The sequence below is a fragment of the Kribbella pittospori genome, from assembly GCF_004331465.1.
Taxonomy (GTDB): domain Bacteria; phylum Actinomycetota; class Actinomycetes; order Propionibacteriales; family Kribbellaceae; genus Kribbella; species Kribbella pittospori.
This window is the reverse complement of sequence record NZ_SJKB01000004.1, coordinates 392,251-410,564: the sequence shown is the minus strand read 5'-3', so window position 1 is coordinate 410,564 and position 18,314 is coordinate 392,251. Positions and strand designations below refer to the sequence as shown.

Annotated in this window: 15 protein-coding genes; 3 read left to right on the top strand and 12 right to left on the bottom strand. The window is 68.9% G+C overall.

Annotation, left to right across the window (positions count from 1 at the left end; translation table 11 throughout):
- Nucleotides 1-80: 80 nt before the first annotated feature.
- The gene (locus E0H73_RS47950) at nt 81-3,077 is read left to right on the top strand and encodes a helix-turn-helix transcriptional regulator (protein ID WP_165555687.1); all 2,997 of its coding nucleotides are present in this window, start codon (nt 81-83) and stop codon (nt 3,075-3,077) included.
- On the opposite strand, the gene E0H73_RS15530 is transcribed toward E0H73_RS47950, so the two are convergent.
- The 3 genes from E0H73_RS15530 to E0H73_RS45860 are packed head-to-tail and all read right to left on the bottom strand — an operon-like array spanning nt 3,074 to nt 6,395.
- On the bottom strand, nt 3,074-3,859 hold the full coding sequence (locus tag E0H73_RS15530) for a SagB/ThcOx family dehydrogenase (RefSeq protein ID WP_131355827.1): 786 nt from the start codon (nt 3,857-3,859) through the stop codon (nt 3,074-3,076). The two genes, E0H73_RS47950 and E0H73_RS15530, sit on opposite strands and share 4 nt — an antisense overlap.
- The gene (locus tag E0H73_RS15525) at nt 3,859-6,075 is read right to left on the bottom strand and encodes a TOMM precursor leader peptide-binding protein (protein ID WP_165555686.1); all 2,217 of its coding nucleotides are present in this window, start codon (nt 6,073-6,075) and stop codon (nt 3,859-3,861) included. The genes E0H73_RS15530 and E0H73_RS15525 overlap by 1 nt, the downstream gene beginning before the upstream one ends.
- Nucleotides 6,072-6,395 carry a hypothetical protein gene (locus tag E0H73_RS45860; protein WP_165555685.1) on the bottom strand — a complete coding sequence of 108 codons (324 nt, stop codon included), beginning with the start codon at nt 6,393-6,395 and terminating at the stop codon, nt 6,072-6,074. The genes E0H73_RS15525 and E0H73_RS45860 overlap by 4 nt, the downstream gene beginning before the upstream one ends.
- A 202-nt stretch (nt 6,396-6,597) precedes the next feature.
- Here E0H73_RS45860 and pdxR point away from each other — a divergent pair, with 202 nt between their 5' ends.
- Together pdxR and E0H73_RS15515 are read left to right on the top strand one after the other, a co-directional pair.
- On the top strand, nt 6,598-7,974 hold the full coding sequence (pdxR, locus tag E0H73_RS15520) for a MocR-like pyridoxine biosynthesis transcription factor PdxR (RefSeq protein WP_131355822.1): 1,377 nt from the start codon (nt 6,598-6,600) through the stop codon (nt 7,972-7,974).
- Between the two features lie 35 nt (nt 7,975-8,009).
- Nucleotides 8,010-8,393 (top strand): VOC family protein, encoded by a 384-nt coding sequence (locus tag E0H73_RS15515; RefSeq protein WP_131355819.1) that lies wholly within the window; start codon nt 8,010-8,012, stop codon nt 8,391-8,393.
- On the opposite strand, the gene mmuM is transcribed toward E0H73_RS15515, so the two are convergent.
- The 9 genes from mmuM to glmS form a co-directional block, all read right to left on the bottom strand.
- Nucleotides 8,390-9,316 (bottom strand): homocysteine S-methyltransferase, encoded by a 927-nt coding sequence (gene mmuM / locus E0H73_RS15510; RefSeq protein WP_238164027.1) that lies wholly within the window; start codon nt 9,314-9,316, stop codon nt 8,390-8,392. The genes E0H73_RS15515 and mmuM overlap by 4 nt on opposite strands.
- Nucleotides 9,300-10,223, bottom strand: coding sequence for an FAD-dependent oxidoreductase (locus E0H73_RS15505; RefSeq protein WP_131355814.1), 924 nt, complete (start codon nt 10,221-10,223; stop codon nt 9,300-9,302). The genes mmuM and E0H73_RS15505 overlap by 17 nt, the downstream gene beginning before the upstream one ends.
- Before the next feature lie 42 nt (nt 10,224-10,265).
- A complete protein-coding gene (locus E0H73_RS15500) occupies nt 10,266-11,360 on the bottom strand; it encodes an esterase-like activity of phytase family protein (RefSeq protein WP_131355811.1) in 1,095 nt (364 codons plus the stop codon).
- A 65-nt stretch (nt 11,361-11,425) separates the two neighbouring features.
- Complete coding sequence (locus E0H73_RS15495) at nt 11,426-12,745, bottom strand: enolase C-terminal domain-like protein (protein WP_238164026.1); 1,320 nt, start codon at nt 12,743-12,745, stop codon at nt 11,426-11,428.
- Complete coding sequence (gene kdgD, locus E0H73_RS15490; RefSeq protein ID WP_238164025.1) at nt 12,742-13,647, bottom strand: 5-dehydro-4-deoxyglucarate dehydratase; 906 nt, start codon at nt 13,645-13,647, stop codon at nt 12,742-12,744. Before kdgD ends, E0H73_RS15495 begins: the two co-directional genes overlap by 4 nt.
- Nucleotides 13,648-13,699: 52 nt before the next feature.
- Entirely contained in the window at nt 13,700-14,578 is an 879-nt protein-coding gene (locus E0H73_RS15485; protein WP_131355808.1) for a LysR family transcriptional regulator, read from the bottom strand.
- A gap of 30 nt (nt 14,579-14,608) precedes the next feature.
- On the bottom strand, nt 14,609-15,298 hold the full coding sequence (locus E0H73_RS15480; protein ID WP_131355805.1) for a FadR/GntR family transcriptional regulator: 690 nt from the start codon (nt 15,296-15,298) through the stop codon (nt 14,609-14,611).
- Nucleotides 15,295-16,422 carry an L-talarate/galactarate dehydratase gene (locus E0H73_RS15475; protein WP_131355803.1) on the bottom strand — a complete coding sequence of 376 codons (1,128 nt, stop codon included), beginning with the start codon at nt 16,420-16,422 and terminating at the stop codon, nt 15,295-15,297. Before E0H73_RS15475 ends, E0H73_RS15480 begins: the two co-directional genes overlap by 4 nt.
- 39 nt (nt 16,423-16,461) lie before the next feature.
- On the bottom strand, nt 16,462-18,282 hold the full coding sequence (gene glmS / locus E0H73_RS15470) for a glutamine--fructose-6-phosphate transaminase (isomerizing) (RefSeq protein ID WP_131355800.1): 1,821 nt from the start codon (nt 18,280-18,282) through the stop codon (nt 16,462-16,464).
- Nucleotides 18,283-18,314 lie beyond the last annotated feature (32 nt).

Here is an 18,314-nt window from a genome sequence, read left to right as displayed (position 1 = left end):
GCACACAGATTGATCCACGTTGATCAAGCACACGGGTATTTACAGCGACAGCCCGGCGTCACGGGCGCAGACTGGGGGTTGTGGGAGGGGCGGGGGTCTTACGCTCACCCCGAATCGCCGGTCGGGCCGAGGAACGAAGGATCCTCGGAACGGCGATCCGGGCGGCTGCCGAAGGACGGCCGTGTGCGGTGTTCGTACACGGAGAGGCGGGCGTGGGCAAGACTCGCCTGGTGCGAGTCGCCGCTGACGAGGCCGCGGCCCGCGGCGTGGCGGTGCTCTGGGGCCGATGCGTTCGCTTCGGCGCGGTGGACTCGCCGTACGGTCCGCTGATCAGTGCGCTGGAGGGTTGGGCGGAGTCGGCCGATCCCCGCGAGCTGGCCGACGTACTCGCTGATGTTCCTGCGGCCGGCGGATTGTTGCCGTCACTGAACGCGTACACCTCCAGCAGTGCGATCCGGCTGCTGTCCGTGGTCGATGCACTCGTGATGGCGATCGCCTCGCATCGCCCGGCAGTTCTCGTCATCGACGACGTGCAGTGGGCCGACCTTGCGTCCCGCGATGCGCTCTCGTATCTGATCGCCGGGTTCCGTGGACAGCAACTGGCGATTCTGACCACGTATCGCGACGAGGAGCTCGGTACCGGTGATCCGATCCACAGCTGGCTCGCGGACCTCCGGCGGATGCCGTCGGTGACCGGCCTGCGGCTGAATCGGATGACCTGGGACGAGACCGAGCAGCAGCTCGAGCTGCACCTGGGCGATCACCCGCACCATCGCCTGGTGGACGACGTCGTACGACGGTCCGACGGCAACCCGTATCTCAGTGAACTGCTCCTCGAGGGGGTCACCGTGGGCGACGAGGAGTTGCCTGCCGATCTGCCGGCGGAGCTGAGGGCGGCCGTGCTCGCTGCCTGGCATCGGCTGTCGGCTCCGGCCCGGGAAGTCATGCGGGTGCTGGCGGTGTCCGGACGGCCGACGTCGATCGACGACCTGCGGGAGGTTGCGGCGACGCGGGGGATCGGCCCCGAGGCCCTGACGAACGCGCTGGTCGAGGCGACCGACACCGGAATCAGCGTGGCGCAGGGTGTGGACATGTGCTGGTTCCGGCACCCGTTGCTGGCAGAGGTTCTGTACGCGACCTTCGTGCCCGGCGAGGCGGAATCCGTGCACGCCGCCTGGGCCAAGACGCTCGAGACCCGCAGCGCCACCGGTCCCGACGAAGTCCAACGGCAAGGCGACCTCGCTCTGCACTACGAGGGCGCGCACGATCTGGCGTCCTGCCTTGAAGCGTCGCTGCGGGCGGCCGACCTGGCGAACGGGATCATTTCGCGGCGCGAGGAGGCGATCCATCTCCGCCGGGCAGCCCGCCTGTGGTCGACGGTGTACGGCACTGACTCAGCCGGCCGGGCGGATGAAGGCGACCTGCTCGAGCGCGTCGCGCGAGCCAACGAACTGGTCGGCGAAGGCGAGGCGAGCTTCGCGGCGTGGAGCCGCGCACTCGAACTCGTGGACGAGCGCACCGACCCGCTCCGCGCCAGCAGGCTGCGGCGGCGATGGGCCGACTCGGCCTGGGCAACCGGCAGGCTGAGCGATGAGGCGATCGCCGAGGCCAGCCGAGCGGTCGAGCTGAGCCGGCCGTATCCGGACAGCGCGGAGTACGCCGAAGCCCTGGCCGGCCTCAGTTGGCGACAAGCCTGGAACAACGATGTCGAGCCGGCGCGCCAACATGCCGAGGAGGCGGTGCTGGTTGCGGAGCGCGTCGGATCGAGTGCGGCACTCAGCCTCGCCTACGCGGCCCGCGGATGCGCGGATCTGCGCAACGAGCGTTCCGACGGGGACACTGCGACGGCGTTGCGCTCGGCCTGGAAGACTGGCGATCCGGATGTGCTGTGGCGGACACTCGTGGCCCGACGCAATTATTTGCTCCAACGCGGTGGTGTCGCGGCATGCGTCGAGCCGGCAACGGAGTTCCTCCGGTTCGCACTCGACGTGGGGGCACTGTCGTCGGCGGTCTTCGCGGCCGGAATCCTGGCGAAGGACCTGTTGATCCTCGGACGCTTCGCCGAGAGCAGCGACGTCACCCGGCAGGGGCTTGCCTTGGCTTGTCTTCCGAGCCCGAGTGCGATGGTTCGGCTGAGCGCGGCGTCGTTGTCGATCCGCCAGGGGAACCTGGACGTGGCAGGCATGCACCTGCAGCGGGCCAACGAGCTGATTCCGGCACTGGAGGAGCGTCTCGGGCTGGGTGCGCCGCCCGTCCTGGCCGAGTACCTGCTCGCGACGGGTCACGCGGAGGCGGCTCTCGATCTACTGTCGCGCACAATGACCATCCACATCGCCGATCCCCGCGACGCGGACGAGATGCTGATGGGGGGTGCACGCGCGGCGGCCGATCTGGCGGAGTCCGCTCGAGACCGGCGCGACGGCCGAAGCCTCCGGAAGGCTCGCGCCCACCTCGAGGACCTGGTGGCCTCGCGCGCACGGCTGTCGCCGCCGCCGTTCGAAGTCATCACGCCCGAGGATCTGATCCAACCGGCGATGCAGGCGCTGTTCACCGCCGAGACGGAACGATGCCTGGCGAAGACGCCGACCTCAGGTGCTTGGGAGGATGCTGCACACCGCTGCGGTGCCGCAGGCCTTCGGTGGGAGGAAGCCGTCGCATCCTGGCGGTGGGCACAGGCCTTGCTCGCCGAGAGAGCTGCCCGGGCCGTCGTCGCCGTACCGCTGAGGTCGGCGCACCACTTCGCCGTCGAAGTCGGCGCGGATCCCCTGCAGCAGCAGGTCGAGACGCTGGCCGGCCTCGGCAAGATCCAGCTCGACGAGCCATCGGCACCGACGGACGACGAACCCGCGGCACCGTTCCGATCCCTGACCAAGCGGGAGCAGGAGGTGCTCGCCCACCTGGTCGCGAACCGGACGTACGCCGAGATCGCGCAATCGCTGTTCATCAGCGAGAAGACGGTCAGCGTGCATGTGTCGAACCTGCTGCACAAGACCGGTACGACGTCCCGTCGCGAGGTGGCTGCCCTCGCCATCCGGCTGCGCCGATCGCCGACCGACGTCCCTGGACATCACGACTAGCCGTCCGTCAGCCGGTCGAGACCTCGGCGGGCGATGCGATTACCAGGCGTCGGATGGCCGATCGCCGTTCCGTACAAGACGATCTCGGACTCGACGTCGAGCCGCAGCAGCCCGGACAGTTCGTCGTCGAAGAAGCCGCCGAGGTTGACCGAGCCGAGTCCGAGCCCGGTCGCCGTGAGTACGACGTTCTGCGCCGCGTGGCCGGCCTCCAGCAACAGGTAGCGGTAGCCGCGGTCGCCGTACTTGCCGAGGCTGCGCGCGCAGACAGCCGAGAACACCAGGACGACGGCGGCTTCGGCCGCCCACGGCTGGCCGAGGAACAGGTTGCGGATCAGCGGCTCGGGCACCGCTTTGCCGCGCACCCGCTCCAGACCGTCCGCAAGAGGAACGTAGTGGTAGATCCCCGCCGGCAGTCCGTCCACCGAGCGCACCAGCAGGCTCACCTCCAGCGGATAGAGCCCGCCGCCAGAAGGCACCGCCCGGTCAAGCATCGCGCTGTCGTCGGTGACGCCATACCCGGCCCGGAGCAGCGTGGCCAGTTCCGCGAAACCGATCGGCTCGTCGCGGAACACTCGGCAGGACACCCGTCCGCGCACAAGGTCGGCCAGCGGTGCGGCGACCCGCAAGCTTGGCGGCAACTTGATCCACGGCGCCGACGGGTCCTCACGCCCCGGCTCCGGCCGCGGCTGGAGTACCTGCGGATTGTCGGATCGCCGGCGGACAGTACCGCGGTGGAAGGTCCAGGCCAGCGGCTGAGCGGTACGGAAAGCAGTCATCGTCATCACGCCATGGGATGCGGGTCGAGGTTCAGTTCATCCAAGCGCGCGGGCCGCAGCCCGATCCGGCCCGGCATCTCCAGCAGTCGCCGCCCGCCAAGTCGAGCCTGGTTGGCGCCGAACCAGATCGGCACGAACCCCGGCACCAACCCACGCACCACCCGCACCCCGAGCGCGGCGACGTCCGGCGTCGTGACGTCCACAACGAGTACGTCGCCGGCGACTTCGGCCAGCGACTTGATCAGAACCGCCAAGTCGGCAGGCCCGGATGACGCGGCATCCGGCCAAGGCTGACGCGGAGCCTCTCGGAGGAAGCGCATCCCACCCGCGGCGTACAGCAGGCTGTGATCGCCCAGACTCGCGACCTTCGCCGGCGTGGCAACCAGCTCGGCCATCCGAGCCCTGACCCCCGGTTGCCGGAGGCGAGCGCGCAGTAGCGGTCGCGCCTGTCCGACTTCGAGCACCGCGGACCGGGCAGCAGCGACCGGATCCAGCCCAGCTCCGAGCCCGACAACCGCGGCCGGAGTCCGGTCCGACCACGCGATGGCGAGGGCCACCGACGCGATCGTGTCGGTCGGCAACAGATGCACCACGATCTCGACCCCACGCCGTGCATGCGTCGCGGCGATCCCGAGCGTCTGCTCGTCCGGTACGTCGGCAGCGGCCACGCAATGACCCAGCAGCCGATGCGACCACGCGATCATGAACGCGTCCCGCTCGATCACCTCGAGCAACGCGCGCAGCGTGGCGCCGTCCCGGTCCGGCCCGGCCGCGAACCCGTTCGACGTGGTCGGGAACAGCCCGGCCTCCGGCGGTGGCCGATAGCCCAGATGCGTTGCCAGCAAGGGAATCCAGACCTCATCGCCGCTCACCAGCGACAGTCCCGGCACCCACGCGAGTTCGGTCTCCGGCCGCCACGGCTGGAAGGGCACTGTCTCGTACTGATGATCCGCGAACAGCACCAGGTCCCGCGGATGCAGGCGCGGTCGGTCCAACCCGTCGTACGTCGATGTGATCGTGCGCTCAGGCCGCCACGTCATGGCCGCGTGCCGTTCGAGAGCCTCACCAAGAGCGCTGTCGCGGGCCTGCTGCCGGGTCCAGCCCTTGCCGGAGCAGACGACGAACGGATTGCCGTCGGTGCGGAAGAGGGCGTTCGCCAGTTCGGCCTGGACGACGTACGGCCGCTCCGGCTCATCGACATCCTTCGGGAAGGGAACGAGCCTGCGGACCACGCCGCACAGCGGGTCGACCGTGCGGTTGGCGATGCCCTCGAAGTCGGTAGCCTCCACCGGCCGACGTTTTCTTTGTGCGCAGACCGGGCAGTCCGGGTGCGGCAGCACAGGATGCAACTCCTCGCCGCCACCAAGCGCATCGAGGGTGAGCACATCGGCAGTCAGCCGCGGCGGCGCGATCGACAGCGTCAGTGCGAGTACCTCGGTCATCAGCGCCGCGGCGACCATGGGCAGAAGTGCCGGCAGCGATGGCCTCGCGGCAGCGTCCACGAGCCGGCGAGCATCGAGCGCCTCCTCGAGTGCCATCGCCGCACTGAAATCGTTCACACAGGACAGCGCCCGCATCCGCCAACACATGTAACAAGGGCCGCCGTCGGGCAGTACCAGAGGACCGACCGTCGCTCCGGTGGCCTGCAACTCCGCATGCAACGTCGGTACGCCGAGCTCCAGGCCGACCGCGTTGACCCACTGATGCAGGACCGGGAGCGAGCCATCACCAACCGCGACGACGAGATCCGCACCCGACATCAAGGCGGGCAGTTCGTCGCGGCGAGACGGGTACGGCGCTTGAACCAGGCCTGGGATGCCGGGTCCCCCTAGAACATGACCGAACACAACAACTCGCACCGCAGCCAACCGCCTGGCGAGCAGTTCGTGGTCGGCCGAGGGCAGCGCATACAGCCAGTCCGGCGCCGCGCCGTTCTCCTCCACCAAGACGCCGGACTCGAGCAGCGAGCCGATCAGTCGATCGATCTCGGCAGTCGGCAGATCGGACAAGTCGTCGAGCAGATCCGCGCGGTTGAGTGGCTGTGCGAGCGCCGGCAGGATCCTGTCCCGCACCACTCGCGCGACCCCACCCTCCAGTCGCAGCGTCGCCGACGGCGTCCTGAGAATGACGTCGTCGTGACGCGTCCCGCTTCCGGAGGCGACGACGTCCAGGCCGGGGACCGACGTGATGAACGGTCCCGAGCCCGGCCGCCTCGAGGTCATCCGCCGAGGTCTCCGAATCGCCCAACCGCACCGCCGCCGAACCCGCCCGGGGCGCAGCCTGTGCCGATGGTGTCGTCGCCGGGGTTGAATCCGCCCGGCGCGCAGCCGGTCCCACCGGAGTCGACGCCGGGGCTGAACCTGCCCGGTGCGCAGCCGGTGCCACCGCCCAACAGGACCGCCAAGATGTCGCGGACCTTGATATAGATGCGGAACTCTTCCGCAGAGATGTCCTGGATGTCCGGCACGGACCGGGTCGTCAGTTGTTGCTCCAGCTTGACGATCCTGCCCTCGAGCTCGTCGTACTCCTCCTGACCTGGCATCGCTTCCCCCTCCAAGCATGGACGGCGAGGTGACGTCACGTGATCCCCCTGCGCCCCGTTGTGTCTGCGGCGCCCCCCACCACGAATCGGCCGGTCACAGCCGATCTTTCGAGTATCGTCCCGGCGGCAGTAGGCCTCAAGGGGTCCGGCACCCGGTGGTTCGCGTGGCTGAGTCATTCGGTCGAGGCATAAGGTCCAGAACATGGAGGATCGAGGGGCTGCCGGTTCTGACCTGCATCTGGACCTGGCGGCGTCACGCGGCCGGAACGATCTGGTTCAAGCGTTGCATGCATCGATCCGGAGCGGGCGGTTGCCGGCCGGCACGCGGTTGCCGTCGTCGCGGTCGTTGGCGAAGGATCTCGGCATCGCCCGCAACACTGTTGCGGACGCGTACGGTCAACTCGTTGCCGAGGGCTGGCTGACCGCCCGTCAAGGCTCCGGCACCGTCGTCGCCAACCGTGCCACCACGCCGCCGGCCCCCGACGTGTCGTTGCCCGCGGCAAGGGCGTACCGCTACGACCTGACTCCCGGTGCCCCCGATGTCTCGACGTTCCCGCGCGGTGAGTGGCTGACCGCCGCGCGGAAGGCGTTGACCGCGGCACCCAACGAGGCGTTCGGCCTGGGCGATCCGCGCGGCCGGATCGAACTGCGCCGCATGCTTGCCGACTACCTCGCCCGCGCCCGCGGCGTACGTGCCGATCCCGAGCGGATCCTGATCTGCTCCGGCTATGTGCAGGGCGTGAGTCTGCTCAGCGAAGTACTGCGGAACCTCGGCGGGACGACCGTGTCCGTGGAGGAGTTCGGGTACGCCCTGCACCTGGACGTGATCCGGTCGCGGGGTCTCACGCCTGTGCCGCTCGCGGTCGATGAGCTTGGTGCGCAGGTGTCACAGTTGACTGGCGACGGTGCGCTGCTCACACCTGCACACCAGATGCCGATGGGCGTGCCGCTTGCGCCTGAGCGTCGTACTGCGGCGGTCGAATGGGCGCGGGACACCGGGGGAGTGCTGATCGAGGACGACTACGACGGCGAGTTCCGCTACGACCGGCAGGCGGTGGGGGCGCTGCAGGCGCTGGATCCCGAGCGGGTCGTCTACACCGGGACGGCAAGCAAGAGCCTTGCGCCGGGGCTGCGGCTGGCGTGGATGGTGTTGCCGCAGCGGTTGATCGAGCCGGTGGTCGCGGCCAAGCGGACGGCCGACTTCCAGACCGCGACCCTGGAGCAGCTCACCCTCGCGGAATTCATTGCCTCCGGCCACTACGACCGGCACGTACGGCGATCCCGCTTGCACTACCGCCGGCGCCGGGACCGCCTGGTCGAGCTGCTCGCCGTCCGCGCCCCGAACGTCAAGGTCGCCGGCATCTCGGCCGGCATGCATGTCCTCCTCGAGGTCCCCGGTGACGCGGAAGACATGGTCGCCCGAGCCGCCCGCCAGGGCCTGGGTCTCGCCAGCTTGAGCAGCTACCACTTCAACCCGACCCCGGCCACCCGCCAAGCGATCATCGTCGGCTACGGCACCCCACCCGACCACGCCTACCCCGGCGCCCTGGACCTCCTCTGCCAGGTCCTAGGCGTCTGACCAAAACCGTCGGTGCCGGCAGCTAACGTGCGGACATGGTTGATGCGCCTGGAGGTTCGCCGATCCACAACCGGATCGGGGCTGTGTTCGTCCATGTCACCGACATGCAGCGCGCCATCGATTGGTACGGCGACCTGCTCGGAGTGCCCAGGCAGCAGGCCAGCCACGAGGGGCTGATCTACGACGTGCCGATGGACGGTCCCACCGGTCTGACGCTGGACGGGCACGCCCATGCCAGGGGGACGTTTCGGCCCGGTGAGCCGTTGCTGATGCTGCACGCCGACGACATCCAGGCGGCGCACTCGTTCGCCGTCGAGCATGCCACGGAGGTGGGTGCGGTTGAGGACATCGGCAGCGTCAGCGTCTTCCACCTGGCTGACCCGGACGGCAACAAGCTCATCGTCTACGCGGAGAACTAGCCCATCGCGTCCGCGAGTGCGCGGATGTCGTCGGGGCCGACTCGACAGCATCCACCGATGTACGTCGCGCCGGCGGCGAACCAGGCTGAGGCGAGAGAGGGATCGGGGGCGAGGGAGGAGTCGGAGGTGAGGGGCGCTGTGGTGGCGGGGGTTGTTCGGTGGCCGGTCCAGTGGCGGGCGGTGGCGTCCCAGGTCTCGCCGGTGTTGGGGTAGGCGATGGCTGGTTTGCCGGTGATGGTGACGGCTGTCTCGACTGCGGGCCGGACGTCGTCGGGGGTGCAGCAGTTGATGCCTACGGCAAATACTTGGTCGATCGTGGGGATCGCGAAGGCGTCGGTGAGAGGTTGGCCGGCTCGGGTGTGGGCCCCGGAGATGGAGTAGGAGAACCACGCCGGGAAGTCGAGCTCGGCGAGCAGCTCGACCAGGACCTCGGCTTCGAAGGTGTCCGGGATGGTTTCGACCGCCAGCATGTCAGGCTCAGCACTGATCAGCAGTTCCATCCGCGGCCCGTGGAAATCACGGAGGGTCGCCGCGCTCACGCCGTACCGGCCGCGGTACTCCGATCCGTCCGCGAGCATCGCGCCATACGGCCCGACCGACGCAGCGACCAACCGCCGCAGGCCGTCGGTGAATGAGTCGCGCACCTCGCGGGCGATCCGCACACTGCTCGCGATCAGCCGCTCGGCCTCGGCTCGCGGCACGCCGACGCGTTCGAAGCCGACCACGCTCGCCTGATAGCTCGCCGTCGTAGCCACCATCGCCCCGGCTTCGTAGTACGCCCGATGCACCGCCGCGATCTCATCCGGCGCGTCCTTCAACAACCGCGCCGACCACAACGCATCCGACAGGTCGTGCCCGCGATCTTCCAAGGCGTTCGACAGACCGCCGTCCAGGATGATCGGCCGGTCAGATTCCCTGGACAAGCTCGAAGACCTCGTCCGCGCAACCCCAGGACAGCGTGACCCCGGAACCGCCATGTCCGTAGCAATGGATCACAGGCTCGCCGGTCCGTGTCCGGACCAGCTCGCACCGGATCGTCGGACGAGCCGGCCGCAGACCGACCCGATGCCGGATGATCTTTGCCTTGCGCAACTGAGGAACCAACTCGGCCGCCCGCTCCAGCATCTGATCCGCTGTGGCCTGATCGACCGCGAGGTTCCAGTCGTTCGGCTGGCTGGTGCCGCCGACCACCACGTCATGCTCCCGCGGTACGACGTACGTCAGCTCCGAGGGCGACCGATCGGCCACGAGCCACTTGGTCAGACCGCACTGCTCGACCGTCATCACCTGCCCCCGCACCGGCGTCACGGTCGGGTCGCTCGCGGTCAGTCGAGCCCCGAGGCCCGCACAGTTGATCACCACATCAGCGGTCGTCGGCAACGCGGGCAACGCAGCGCGGGTGAGCGTACCGCCCGCCTGGTCCAGCCGCTTCACGAGCGACTGCAGGTACGCCGGCATCTCGATCACCGCCGTCGTGAACGACCAGCCGTCCTCGAACCCGGCCGGTGGCGACACCCGGGTCAGATCAGGCAGTACGTCGGCCCAGCGCGGATCCGGCTTCCGCTCCACCAGGAACTCGCGCCCGCGCCGCATCCGCACCGACGGCTCGAGCTCCGCGAGCTTGGAGAACTCCTCGTACGCCGTCCTGGACCAGGCGGCGACGCGGTCCTCGGGAGCGGACAAGTACGGGTACCAGATCGCCGCAGCCACCGCCGATGTCGTCTCCAGCGGCAGATCGCGGGCGAACACGGCCACGTCGTACCCACCCTCGGCGAGCCGGACGGCACAGGTCAGCCCGATCACGCCCGCACCCACCACGATCACGCGCATTCACACATTGTGACCCGCGCGTACGCATCACGCCATGTGATGTCAGTGCAGGTCGACCGCCAGCGAATAGAACCGGGTGATCTGGGTGGCGCCGTTGTTGTCGTCGGACAGCAGGTACAGCTGCCGACGGCCGCCCGGGAGGAAGCCACCGAGGGCGAGCGCCTCGACGTTGTCCAGCAGCGGGTTCGGCTGCGGCTGCTTGGCGACCGCACCGGACGGCGGGCAGTTCACCAGGTCGAACAGCAGCTTCTTCTGCAGGAAGACCTTCTCCGGCGCATCCGCCAGCGACGCCTGCTTCGACACGTCGACGGCCCGCCGCAGCGACACGGTGAACACCCGGATCGTGTTGCCGACACCCGGCGTGAACGTCCGCTCCATCGACACCAGTTCGTCCCGGTTCACCCAGGCGAGCTCGACCAGCGCGAGACCCGGGTCCGGCTTGTAGGCGTACTGCGCGGCGACGCGGTAGTCGTGGCCCGGGAACCCGGCGTACCGCAGGATGCGGTTGCGCGTACGCCCGTCGGCGTCGGTGCCGTCGGACGCCAGCGGGCCCTCCATGCCGGCGAACAGCGACAGCCCGTCACGGCTGACCGCGAGCGACTCGAACGTCGCGTTGCTCGTCGCTTCACCGGCCGGCGCGACCTGGAAGCGCGACGGCACCGGCAGCGAGGCGATCTCCTTGCCGTCGGACAGCCGGAAGCGGCGGATCGACGGCTCGCGCTCGGAGGTGGCCAGGATGGTCCGGTCGCCCCGCTCGACGACCAGGCCCTCGCCGTCGAAGTCCAAACCCGTGTACGGCGTACCGTCCGGGCGGCGCAGGATCGTCATCCCGTCGACGCTCACCGCCGTCGGCTTGCTGTTGGTCTTGAGCTGGAACACCCGGGCCGGCGTGGTCCCGACGTTGTCCACCAGGGCGGTCGCGCTGTGCGCGCCGGTCACGTTCAGCGCCGACAGCCCGGCGACCGGCTGCCCGTCGAACGTCGTCTTGTCCAGCGCATCACTGAAGCCGAGGAACTGCGCGTTCGGCGAGCAGGAACCACCACCACCGGGATGCTTGCCCGGCGTCGCCGATGCGGTCAGCGTCGTGGTCAGGGCGGTCAGGACAACTGCTGCGGCGAGTGGCTTCTGCCAGCGCATTCAAGGCTCCTTGATCGGGACGTCAGCACCGATCGAAACCTATCGCGCACAACATCAGGTGAACATCACCGCACCAGGCAGGGGCGCTTCGGATCGAACGTCCAGTCCTCGACCAGGTACTGCATCGCGATCGCGTCATCACGTGCCCCGAGCCCATGCTCCAGATAGACAGCGTGTGCCGCGGCGAGCGCCTCGCGGTCCAGCTCGACACCGAGACCAGGACGCGTCGGTACGGCGATCTCCCCGCCGGCGATCTGCAGCGGCTCCTTGGTCAGCGCCTGCCCGTCCTGCCAGATCCAATGCGTATCCAGGGCCGTGATGTCGCCCGGTGCCGCCGCGCCCACGTGCGTGAACATGGCCAACGAGATATCGAAGTGGTTGTTCGAGTGCGACCCCCAGGTCAGTCCGAAGTCCGCGCACAACTGCGCGACCCGCACCGAACCGGCCATCGTCCAGAAGTGCGGATCGGCCAGCGGGATGTCGACGGCATCGACCCGGATGGCATGCGCGAGCTCGCGCCAATCGGTCGCGATCATGTTCGTCGCCGTCCGCAGCCCGGTCGCACGCTTGAACTCCGCCATCGTCTCGCGCCCGGAGAATCCCGGCTCCGCACCGACCGGATCCTCGACATACGCGAGTACGTCGTCCATGCCCGAACACCACGCGATCGCGTCCCGCACCGACCACGCGCCGTTCGGGTCGATGGTGATCCGGGCCGACGGGAAACGTGCAGCCAACGCCCGGACGGCGTCGAGCTCAACAGGTCCGTCGAACACTCCACCCTTCAGCTTGAAGTCCGCGAACCCGTACCGCTCCTGCGCCGCCTCGGCCAACGCCACCACCGCGTCGGGGGTCAACGCCGGCTGTCGCCGCAGCTTCGACCACCGATCCGCGCCGGAGTCGATCAGGTAGGGAAGATCCGTTCGTCCGGTGTCGCCGACATAGAAGAGGTAGCCAAGGACCGGCACGGCAGAGCGCTGCTGCCCGTCACCAAGGAGCTCGGCCACCGGTACGCCGAGATGCTGCCCCAGCAGGTCGAGCAGCGCGGACTCCAGTCCCGTCACCGCGTGGACCGTCGTACGCAGGTCGAAAGTCTGCAGGCCGCGGCCACCTGCGTCGCGGTCCGAGAACGCGGCTCCGACCGAGCGCAGCAGTTGGCGGTAGCGCGCGATCTCCTTGCCCACCAAGAGTTTCGAGGCCTCAGTGATGGTCGACGCGATCTTGTCGCCGCCTGGGACCTCACCGAGGCCGGTGTTGCCCGAGCTGTCGGTCACGATCACGACGTTGCGGGTGAAGAACGGTCCGTGTGCGCCGCTCAGGTTCAGCAGCATGCTGTCGTACCCGGCGACGGGCACGACCTCGACGGACGTGATGGTCGGCGTCACTTGATCCTGCCGATCAGCTCGGTGAGCTGGGCCAACTCGTCCTCGCTCAGATCCTGCAGCGGTGGCCGCACCGGTCCCGCGGACCGGCCGATCGCGGTCACGCCCGCCTTGACGATGGAGACGGCGTACCCCTTCGTCCGGTCCCGGATGTCCAGGTAGGGAAGGATGAACTCGTTCAGCTTGCGGTAGACCGCCTCGCGATCCTGCGCCAGTACGTCGGCGTAGAAGCCGAGCGCGAACTCGGGCACGAAGTTGAAGATCGCCGACGAGTAGGTGCTGACGCCCAGCTGCAGCAGCGGCAGCGCGAACGTCTCGGCCGTCGGCAGTCCGCCGATGTAGGTGAGCCGGTCGCCAACCCGGGCGTAGGTGCGGGTCATCATCTCGATGTTGCCGACGCCGTCCTTCAGGCAGACCAGGTTTTCGTTGCGGTCGGCAAGCTCCGCGACGGAGACGTCGGTGAGGATCGCGTTCGCGCGGCTGTAGACGGTGACTCCGAGGTTCGTACTGCGGCAGACCGCCGACACATGCTCGATCAGCCCACGCTGACCAGCCTCGGTCAGGTACGGCGGCAGCAGCAGGACCCCATCAGCCCCGGCGGCCTCCGCGGCCTGAGCTTGGGCGATCGCGGTCACCGTACCGCCGGTCGCGGGCGCGATCACCGGGAGCTTGCCGTTTACCTCGGACACCGCCGCGCGGACGACCGTGTCGATCTCGGCCGGCGTCAGCGAGAAGCCCTCACCGGTGCCGCCGGCCGCGAACAACCCAGCGACATCGTACTGGCTGAGCCAGGAAAGGTGCTCGCGATAGCCGGACTCGTTGAAGCTGAGATCCGGGTTGAAGTGCGTCACAGGGAAGGACAGCAGTCCGGTCTTGAGCTGGGCCGCGAGTTCGGCAGGGGTCATGCTGGTCAGCCTAGGAACCGGTGTGGATACCTGTCCAAGATCGATGTTGGATCTATCGATGCTCTGGGAGCATCGTGAGGACCCGCTGCAGCACCGGGCTGGTCGAGTCGCGGTTCCAGATCGCATGCAGTTCGACCGGTTCACCCGGTACGCCGACCTCGCAGTACGTCACGCCCTCGACCCCGAGGCTGCGCGCCGAAGCGGGAACGAGCGCGACGCCGCGACCCGCCGCGACCAGCAGGACGACGGTGAGGATCTGCTGGACCCGTTGCTCGATCCGGGGATGGGAGTCGGCGAGGAATCGGACCGTCAGTTCGTGGAAGTAGCGGGCCTGGGTGGGGGAGTAGCTGATCACCGGCTCGTCGGCGAAGTCGGCCGGGGTCAGCGGCCGGTCCAGCGACGCGAGCCGATGGTTGCTCGGCACAACGGCAGATAGTGGTTCGCGGAACACGACCCGGGAGTCGAGCAGACGCGTGTCGAAGGGCGGCCGACCGAGGCCGAGATCCAGTTCACCGCGCAGCAGGCCGTCGAGCTGGGCCGGGGTGACGCGCTCGTGCAGGATCACGTCGACGTCCGGCAGTTCGTCGGACATCCGGCGCAGGAATGGCCCGAGCGTGCGGATCGCCGAGACAGCCGTGAAGCCGAGGCGCAGCGTGCCGGCCGCGCCCTGGTCGACCCGGCGGGCCAGATCACCGGCGGTCTCGACCAGTGCCAGCAGCCGACGGGCCTCGGTCAGGAACGCCTGCCCGGCCTCGGTGAGCTCCACCCGCCGGTTGTCCCGCTCGAGCAGCCGCACCCCGACGGCCCGCTCCAGCTTCTGCACCTGACGGCTCAGCGGCGGCTGGGTCATGTTCAGCCGCTCGGCGGCGCGGCCGAAGTGCAGCTCCTCGGCGACGGCGACGAAGGCGCTCAGCTGGTCGAGCGAGAACATGATTCCCGGAAGGTATCACCGGGCGCCGGATCAGCCTCGCCCAGGCATCACCAGCCGGTGCCGGGTGTTGGCCAAATGCACTCGCGCCGCAGCCCGCGCCGCCTCGGGATCGGAGCGGGCGATCGCGGCGTAGATGTTCTCGTGCTCGTGCACGACCCGGGTCAGGTGCGTGGCGTCCGACATCTCGTACGCCGGATCGAGGCGGGTCCGCGGCAGCATGATCATCATCGGACCGAGGGACCCGATCAGCTCGCGATAGAACCGGTTGCCCGACGCGGCCGCGACCTTGAGGTGGAACGCGAAGTCAGCCTCGACCGAGCGGCTCGGGTCGTCCCCGATCCGACGGAAGTCGTCCAACGCCCGTTCGATCGCCTTCAGTTGACGCTCGGTACGCCGTACCGCTGCCAGCCCGGCCGCCTCGCTCTCGACCCCGATCCGGAAGTCCAGCAACTCCAGCACGTCCTGGTGCGACCGCACCTCCCGCAACCCGAACTCACCCGTCGGCACCTCCAGGACGAACGACCCGCGCCCCTGGAACGTCTCCACCAATCCGGCTGCCTGCAGCCGCGAGATCGCCTCCCGCACCACCGTCCGGCTGACCCTGAACTCCTCCATCAGCGCGCTCTCGCCCGACAACTTCTCCCCGGGCGCAAGCTCCCCACCGAGGATCCGCCGCTTGAGCTCTTCGACCAGCTCGTAGGCCAGTCCCCGCCCGCTCATCGCGTGCCGAACTCGCAGCTGTCGACCGTCCAAGCAGCGCATTGCTCGGTCGTGGTGAAGCCCAGACCGGGCCGATCCGGGACGAGCATGCGACCGTCCAAGGTCTCCAGACGCTCGTTGAACAAGGGATTCAGCCACTCGAAGTGCTCGACCCACGGCTCGCGCGGGTAGGCGGCGGCCAGGTGGAGGTGGATCTCCATCGCGAAGTGCGGCGCCAGTTGGAGCCCGTGATGATCCGCGAGCGTGGCCAGCTTGAGGAACGGCGTGATGCCGCCGATCCGGGGCGCGTCCGGCTGGATGATGTCGGCGGCCCGCGCTTCGATCAGCCGGACATGCTCGCCCACGCTCGACACCATCTCCCCGGTCGCGATCGGCGTGTCCAGTGCTGCCGCCAACTCAGCATGTCCCTCGGCGTCGTACGCGTCGAGCGGCTCCTCGATCCAGACCAGGTCGAACTGCTCGAGCACCCGCCCGAACCGCAGCGCCGTCGGCCGGTCCCACTGCTGGTTCGCGTCCACCATCAGCGGTACGCCGTCGCCCAGGTGCTCGCGGACGGCGCGGACCCGGTCCAGATCGATCCGCGTGTCCGGCTGACCGACCTTGATCTTGATCCCGCCGATCCCGTCGGCCAGCGACTTCGACGCGCGTTCCTTGACCTCCTCGATCGGCGCGTGCAGGAACCCGCCGGAGGTGTTGTACGCCCGGACCGAATCGCGATGCGCACCGAGCAGCTTGGCCAGCGGGAGTCCCGCCCGCTTCGCCTTCAGGTCCCACAATGCGATGTCGATCGCCGCGATCGCCTGCGTCGCCACCCCGGACCGCCCGACCGACGCGCCGGCCCAGAGCAACTTGTCGTACACCTTGCCGATGTCCGACGGGTCCTCGCCGATCAGGTTCGCCGCGATCTCCTTGGCGTGCGCGTACTGCGCCGGCCCGCCGGCCCGCTTGGAGTAGCTGAACCCGATCCCGTGCTGGTCCTGCGCGGTCGCGATCTGCGCGAACAGGAACACGATCTCGGTCATCGGCCGCTGCCGCCCGGTCAGCACCTTGGCATCGCTGATCGGGCGGTCCAGCGGCAGAACGACGGACGACAGGCGAACATGGCGGATCTGATCGCTCGGCATCCAGTCATCGTACAAGTGCGTGACTTGTACGACGACTGACTACTCGACCGTGACGGACTTGGCCAGGTTGCGCGGCTTGTCGACGTCGTGACCGAGCGCGACCGCCGCGTAGTACGCGAGGATCTGCAGCGGGACGGTGAGCAGGATCGGGTCCAGTTCCGGCTCGTTCTTCGGTACGACGATCTTCGCGGCGACCCCGTCCGGTACGTCGACGGTCGGGTGAGTGACGACGTACAGGGGGCCGGACCGGGCGGCGATCTCGTGCAGCGCGCCGATGTTGCGGTCGACCAGTTCGTCGTCCGGCACGATCGCGACGCTCGGCACGTCCGGCGAGATCAGCGCGAGCGGGCCGTGCTTCAGCTCGGACGTCTGGTACGCCTCGGCGTGCCGGTAGGAGATCTCCTTCAACTTCTGCGCGCCCTCGCGGGCGACCGGGTAGCCGCGGGTCCGGCCGACGAAGAAGAGGCTCTCGTGCTGGGCGAGCCGGCCGGCGATCTTGGCCAGCTCCTCCTCCTGGGCGACGATCGACTGGATGTGCTCGGGCAGCTTCTTCAGGCCTTCGATCAGCCGGCGGCCGTCGGCGGGGGAGACGTCGCGGATCCGGCCCAGGTGGATGCCGAGCATCGCGAACGCGACCGCCATGTTGGTCAGCGCCTTGGTCGAGGCGACCGAGACCTCTGGGCCGGCGTGCAGGTAGACACCACCGTCGACCTCACGGGCGATGCTGGAGCCGACCGCGTTGACCAGGCCGATCACCCGGCCGCCCTTGCGCTTCAGTTCCTGTACGGCGACCAGCGTGTCCAGCGTCTCGCCGGACTGGCTGACCGCGATGTAGAGCGTGTCCCGCTCGACCACCGGGTTGCGGTAGCGGAACTCCGAGGCCGGCTCGGCGTCGGCGGGGATCCGGGCGACCTCTTCGATGAACTGCGCGCCCATCTGGCCGGCGTAGTACGCCGAGCCGCAGCCGAGGATCTTGACCCGCTTGATCTCCCGGGCCTCGCGCGCGTCCATGTTCAGGCCGCCCAGGTGGACGGTGTGGAAGCGCTCGTCCAGGCGGCCGCGGATGGCCCGGCCGACCGCGTCCGGCTGCTCGTGGATCTCCTTCATCATGAAGTGCTCGTGCAGGCCGCGCTCGTACTCGTCGGCCTCCCACTCGACCGTCTTCGCGGTCTTGGTGGTGGGCGCGGCGTCCTGGGTGAAGGTGCGGTAGCCGTCGGCGCGGACGGTGGCCAGCTCGCCGTCGTCCAAGTACACGACCTGACGGGTGTAGCGGATCAGGGCGGCCGCGTCGGAGGCGACGTGCATCTCGCCGTCGCCGATGCCGAGGATCAGCGGGCTGCCGTTGCGGGCGACCACGATCCGGTCCGGGAAGTCCAGGTCGATCACGGCGATGCCGTAGGTGCCCTCGATCCGGCGCAGGGCGGCCATCACCTTGTCCTCGAGGGTGCCGCCCTCGGACTGCTCGATCAGGTGCGCGAGCACCTCGGTGTCGGTCTCCGAGCGGAGCTTGACGCCGGCTTCCTCCAGCTGGGCCCGCAGCGCGCCGGCGTTGTCGAAGATGCCGTTGTGGACGACGGCGATCCGCTCGTTGCCGCTGGCATGCGGGTGCGCGTTGTCCTTGCTCGGGCCGCCGTGCGTGGCCCACCGGGTGTGGCCGATGCCGAGCTTGCCGCCGAACCGCTTCGGCAGCGACGCCTCCAGCTCACGGACGCGGCCGGCGTCCTTGTGCACCTTCAGCTCGCTGGACCCCAGGACCGCGACACCTGCCGAGTCGTAGCCGCGGTACTCCAGCCGCGCCAGTCCGTCCACCAGGATGGGCGCGGCCGGCTTGGTGCCGACGTACCCGACGATTCCGCACATGTGTTGGTGCCTTTCGAAGGTTGGTTGCTCGC